3 protein-coding genes are annotated in these 4,897 nt (G+C 75.9%); 2 read left to right on the top strand and 1 reads right to left on the bottom strand.

The genetic code is table 11. From position 1 onward, the window contains the following. Positions 1–518 (top strand): anti-sigma factor (locus tag GXB85_RS17715; protein WP_161918989.1); only part of this gene is annotated, 518 nt, incomplete at its 5' end. 166 nt (positions 519–684) lie between these two features. Next, on the top strand, positions 685–4,074 hold the full coding sequence (locus GXB85_RS17710; protein ID WP_161918988.1) for an EAL domain-containing protein: 3,390 nt from the start codon (positions 685–687) through the stop codon (positions 4,072–4,074). A 7-nt stretch (positions 4,075–4,081) separates the two neighbouring features. Here the strand turns inward: GXB85_RS17710 and GXB85_RS17705 are convergent, their stop codons facing one another. After that, positions 4,082–4,645 (bottom strand): 1-acyl-sn-glycerol-3-phosphate acyltransferase, encoded by a 564-nt coding sequence (locus GXB85_RS17705; RefSeq protein ID WP_161918987.1) that lies wholly within the window; start codon positions 4,643–4,645, stop codon positions 4,082–4,084. Between the last annotated feature and the right edge of the window lie 252 nt (positions 4,646–4,897).

Genomic DNA, 4,897 nt, shown 5'->3' with positions numbered 1-4,897 from the left:
AGGACCTCCCCGAGCCGGCTGCGGGCACGGTCTACCAGCTCTGGGCGATGCGGGACGGCACGCCCGTCCCGGCGGGCCTGCTCGACGACGGCCAGCGCCTGGTCGCCGAGGACTACCGCCCGGGCGAGCCCTCGGTGGTCGCGTGGCAGCAGCACGAGCGCGCCGTGCGGGCCGAGGCCGTCGCGGAGGAGGCCGAGGTGGTCGCGCGCCTGCTCACCGACCCGGCGACGACCGTGGTCCGCGACGACGTCACGGGTGGCGGCTCGGCCGTCGCCCTGCTGGGCTCCGCGCAGGCCGCCCTGCTGGTCGAGGACCTCCCCGAGCCGGCTGCGGGCACGGTCTACCAGCTCTGGGCGATGCGGGACGGCACGCCCGTCCCGGCGGGCCTGCTCGACGACGGCCAGCGCCTGGTCGCCGAGGACTACCGCCCGGGCGACGGCCTCGCGCTCTCGCTCGAGCCCGACGGCGGCTCGGCACAGCCCACGACCGAGCCCGTCGTGGTCCTGCTGCCAGGCTGACCCCGGCCGACCCTGTCCTGCCGAGCCCGCCGCGCCGCACGGCGGACGCGCCACGGACGGGTGAAGCGCGACCGGTACAGCCCGTGGGACTCAGGTCCGGCGCCTGCGTGCCGATGCACTGAGGGCCATGCGACGCCGCCCGGCGGCGCCCGACGACGGAGGTGCCGTGTCACGAGCCCGGACCGTGGTCGTCCTGACCCGGCACACGGGGGGCTTCTTCGCGGGCGAGCTGCTGGCCGGGCTGGTCCGCACCGTCCAGGCCGAGGGCGGCCGCTGCGTCGTCGTGCAGGCGGTCGAGCCCGACGACGCGCCCGACAGGCTCAGCCCGGCCGAGATCGACCTGCCCGTGGCGATGGCGCACGCCGACGCCGTGGTCTCGGTCGCCCCTGCCGCGACGCGCCCCCTGCTCGAACGGCTCCAGCGCCACGGCGTCCCGGTGGTGCTCGCGAGCGACCGCATGGCAGGCATCGAGGCGCCGGTCGTCACGCCGGACAACCGCGGCGGCGTACGGGCTGCGTACGAGCACCTGCGCGCGCACGGCCACGAGCGGATCGGCTTCCTCGGCTCGCTCGACCTGCACGACTTCCGCGAGCGCCACGCCACGTGGGCCGAGCTGCTGCGCGCGGACGGCGGCGACCCGGTGGCCCTGCACCTGCCGAGCCGCGGCTGGTCCGAGAGCCACGGCGAGGAGGCCGCGGCGCTGCTCGAGGACGTCTGGCAGCCGCCCACCGCGGTGATCGCCGCCAACGACCAGAACGCGCTCGGGTTCGTGCGCGGGCTGCGCCGCGCCGGGCTGCGCGTGCCGCAGGACGTCGCCGTGATCGGCTTCGACGACATCGAGGCGTCCCGCGTGGGCGCGCCCAGCATCTCGACCGTCCACCAGCGGTTCGACGCCGTCGGGACCCTCGCGGCTCGCCTCGCGCTGCGGCTCGCGGACGGCGAGGACGTCCCCGCGACCGAGCACCGGGCGTCGCTCACGACGGTGCTGCCCCGCGGGTCGTGCGGGTGCCGGGGGGACCTCATCGACGTCGACGCGCGACCGCGCGTGCGCTCGTCGGGCCTCGGGCCGAGCCGCGAGGAGCTCTCCGAGGTGCTGCACACCATGCTCGACGACCGTGCCCACGGCGCGCTGCACGCGGGACTCGTCGAACGGGTCGTCGACCGCGTCGACGGACTCCTGCGACGCACCGACGCGGTGCCCGACGAGGACGTCGTCGCGCTCGTGCGGTGGCTCCAGCGCGTCACGGACGAGCCCGACACCGCGCACCGCCTGGTGGTCGCGGTGACGGAGTACCTCCAGCGCGTCCTCGCGACGCGTGGGGTGGGGCGGACCGACCTCGCGATCGCGACGCGGCTCGCGGCGGCCGTCTGGGAGCTGCGCGCCTGGGTCGAGCTGGGCCAGGGCCGCAGGCGCGAGGACGCCGTCGTCGAGCACGGCCAGGTGCGGGCCGAGCTGCTGAGGCTGCCGGGACCGCAGGTGCGCGGGCTCGCGTGGCTCGCCGGGACGCACGTGCGCTCGGCGGTGCTCGCGCTGTGGCGACCCGGCTCGCGGACCTCGCTGCGCGTGGTCGGCGTGCACGGTGACGCGGCGCGACGGCACGAGGCGGGCGAGGAGATCGAGGTGGGCGAGTTCCCGCCGACCGACCTGCTGGCCGACGTGCGCCCCCAGGACGGCGAGGTGTGCTTCGTCAGCCCCGTCCGCAGCACCGAGCACGACTGGGGCCTGCTCGCCCTGGTGGGCGAGGTCGACGTCCACACGACGCGCGAGACGTACCGCGACTGGGGCGCGACGCTGTGCGCCGCCCTCGAGCAGGAGGCGCTCCAGGAGGCCGTGCGGACCAGCGAGCAGCGGTACGCGCACGCCGCCCGCGCCGCCAACGACGGCCTGTGGGAGGTCGAGAGCACGGACCGCTCGGTGTACATGTCACCGCGCTGCCGCGAGCTCCTCGGCCTCGCTCCCGAGGGCCGGCTCGACACCGCCGCCTGGAACGCGCGCATCCACCCGGCCGACCTGCCCGACGTCCGCCGGGCGATGTCCCGCGCGGCACGCAGCGCCGACGAGCCCGTCGAGGTCGAGTACCGCGTGGGCGACGAGGACGCCGGCTGGCGCTGGGTGCTCTCGCGCGGCCTCGGCATGCCCGACGGCGAGGGTCGGGTGGTGCGCGTCGTCGGCTCGCTCTCGGACGTGCACCACCGCAAGGTGCTCGAGCAGCAGCTCCGCCAGGCCGCGATGTACGACGCCGTGACCGGGCTGCCCAACCGGCGGCTCTTCCTCGAGCGCCTCGGCGGCGCGCTCGACCGCGCGCACCGGCGCCCCGACGCCGGCTTCGCGGTGGTGTTCCTCGACCTCGACGGGTTCAAGCTCGTCAACGACTCGCTCGGGCACCTGCGTGGTGACGAGCTGCTCCGCGAGGTCGGGCACCGCCTGCGCACCGTGCTGCGCACCACGGACACCGCCGCGCGGTTCGGCGGCGACGAGTTCGCGGTGCTGCTGGCCGACCCGGTGCCCGAGGAGCTGCTCGTGATCGCCGAGCGCATCCAGCACGAGGTCGCCCGCCCGGTGCGCCTGGGGGACGACGAGGTGTCGGTCACCGCGAGCGTGGGGATCGCGACGTCGACCACGGGGTACGACGACCCGGAGGACGTGCTGCGCGACGCGGACATCGCGATGTACCACGCGAAGGAGAGCGAGCGCGGCACGGCGAGCGTGTTCGACCAGATGATGCACACGCGTGCGGCGGGGCGCCTGCGCACGCGGTCCGAGGTGCGCGCTGCGCTCGAGGAGCGCCAGTTCGTGGTGCACTACCAGCCGATCGTCGCGCTCGACGGCTCGCGCGAGCCCCACTTCGAGGCCCTCGTGCGCTGGGAGCACCCCGAGCGCGGCCTGCTCCAGCCGCACGCGTTCCTGCTCGGGATGGAGGGCGACGCGACGATCGTCGCGCTCGGCGAGTGGGTGCGGGACGAGGTGTGCCGGCAGGTCGCCGCCTGGTACGCCGAGACCGGTCGCTGGGTTCGCGTGTCGGTCAACCTCGCGCACCGCGAGTTCTGGTCCGAGCGGCTCGTGGGCTCGGTCACCACGGCCCTCGCGCGGCACGCCGTGCCGGCGTCGTCGCTCGTGCTCGAGATCACCGAGTCCGTGGTGATGACCGAGACGTCGGCCGCGCTCGAGATCATGGGGCGGCTCAAGGCCGAGGGTCTGCGCCTGCACATCGACGACTTCGGCACCGGCCACTCGTCGCTCGCGGCGCTGCGGGGGTTCCCCGTGGACGCGCTCAAGATCGACGGCGCGTTCGTGGCCGAGCTCGGCGTGGTCGAGCAGACCACCGAGCTGGTGCGCGTGATCGTCGGCATGGGGCGTGCGCTCGACCTCGAGGTGGTGGCCGAGCACGTCGAGACCCCCGAGCAGCACGCCCACCTGCGGCGGCTGGGCTGCACGCACGCGCAGGGCTGGCTCTACGGCCGTGCGGTGCCTGCCGGGGACGCGACCCCGCTGGTCGCCGACGGCGGCCCCGAGGTGCCCGACGTCGTGCCGAGCGCGCCCCTGGGCGTGGGCTGATCCCCGCTCAGTCCTCCTCGCGCAGCCGCGGCGTGCTCCCGCGACCGGGGCGCACGCCACGCTTGTCGGCGTAGAACGCGCGGATGCGGTCCATGTCGGCGCGCACGTCCCCCGTCATCGACAGCGTGGGCCCCACGCCCGTGGTGCGCGTCGGGCCGTCGATGAACCCGAGGGTCACGGGCAGCCCGGTCGCGAGCGCGATCCGGTAGAAGCCCGACTTCCAGTGGTCGGTGCGCGTGCGGGTCCCGTCGGGCGCGATCACGAGCGCGAAGGCCGGGTCCTCGCGGGCCGCGGTCGTGAGCCGCTCGACGAGGCCGCCGCCCACGCCGCGCTCGGTGGGCACGGCGCCCAGGGCGCCCAGCAGGGGCCCGAGCGGCCACCAGAACAGCTCGCGCTTGACCAGCACGCGCGGGTGCACCTCGTGGTCCCACAGCACCAGGACGGTCAGCACGAAGTCCCAGTTGGACGTGTGCGGTGCGCCGATGAAGACACCCGAGCGCGGCAGGTCGCCGACGCTGCGCCAGCCCGTCAGACGCAGCAGCAGCCGCGCGAGCCCGCGACGCACGGGCATACCCCGGGCGTCAGCGGCCACGGCGGCGGCCCCCGCCGCGCGACATCTCGACGGCGCCCCGACCCTGCGTCGACGGACGCACGTGCGACGACGACGTCCCGTGCGCGCTGCGGTCGGGCGTGCGCCCGGCGGCGCGGGACTCGCCCGCCGCCGATGCGCCCGCGGACGACCCGGCCCCACGACCGCGGCCGCCACGACGACGTCGAGCTCGTGGTCCACGTGGACCCGCCGGCCGAGCACAAGGCCTACCTG

It is taken from the genome of Cellulomonas sp. APG4 (assembly GCF_009996735.1).
Classification (GTDB): Bacteria; Actinomycetota; Actinomycetes; order Actinomycetales; family Cellulomonadaceae; genus Actinotalea.
Note: the sequence above shows the minus strand (reverse complement) of the source record. Positions and strands in the feature narration are given on the sequence as shown.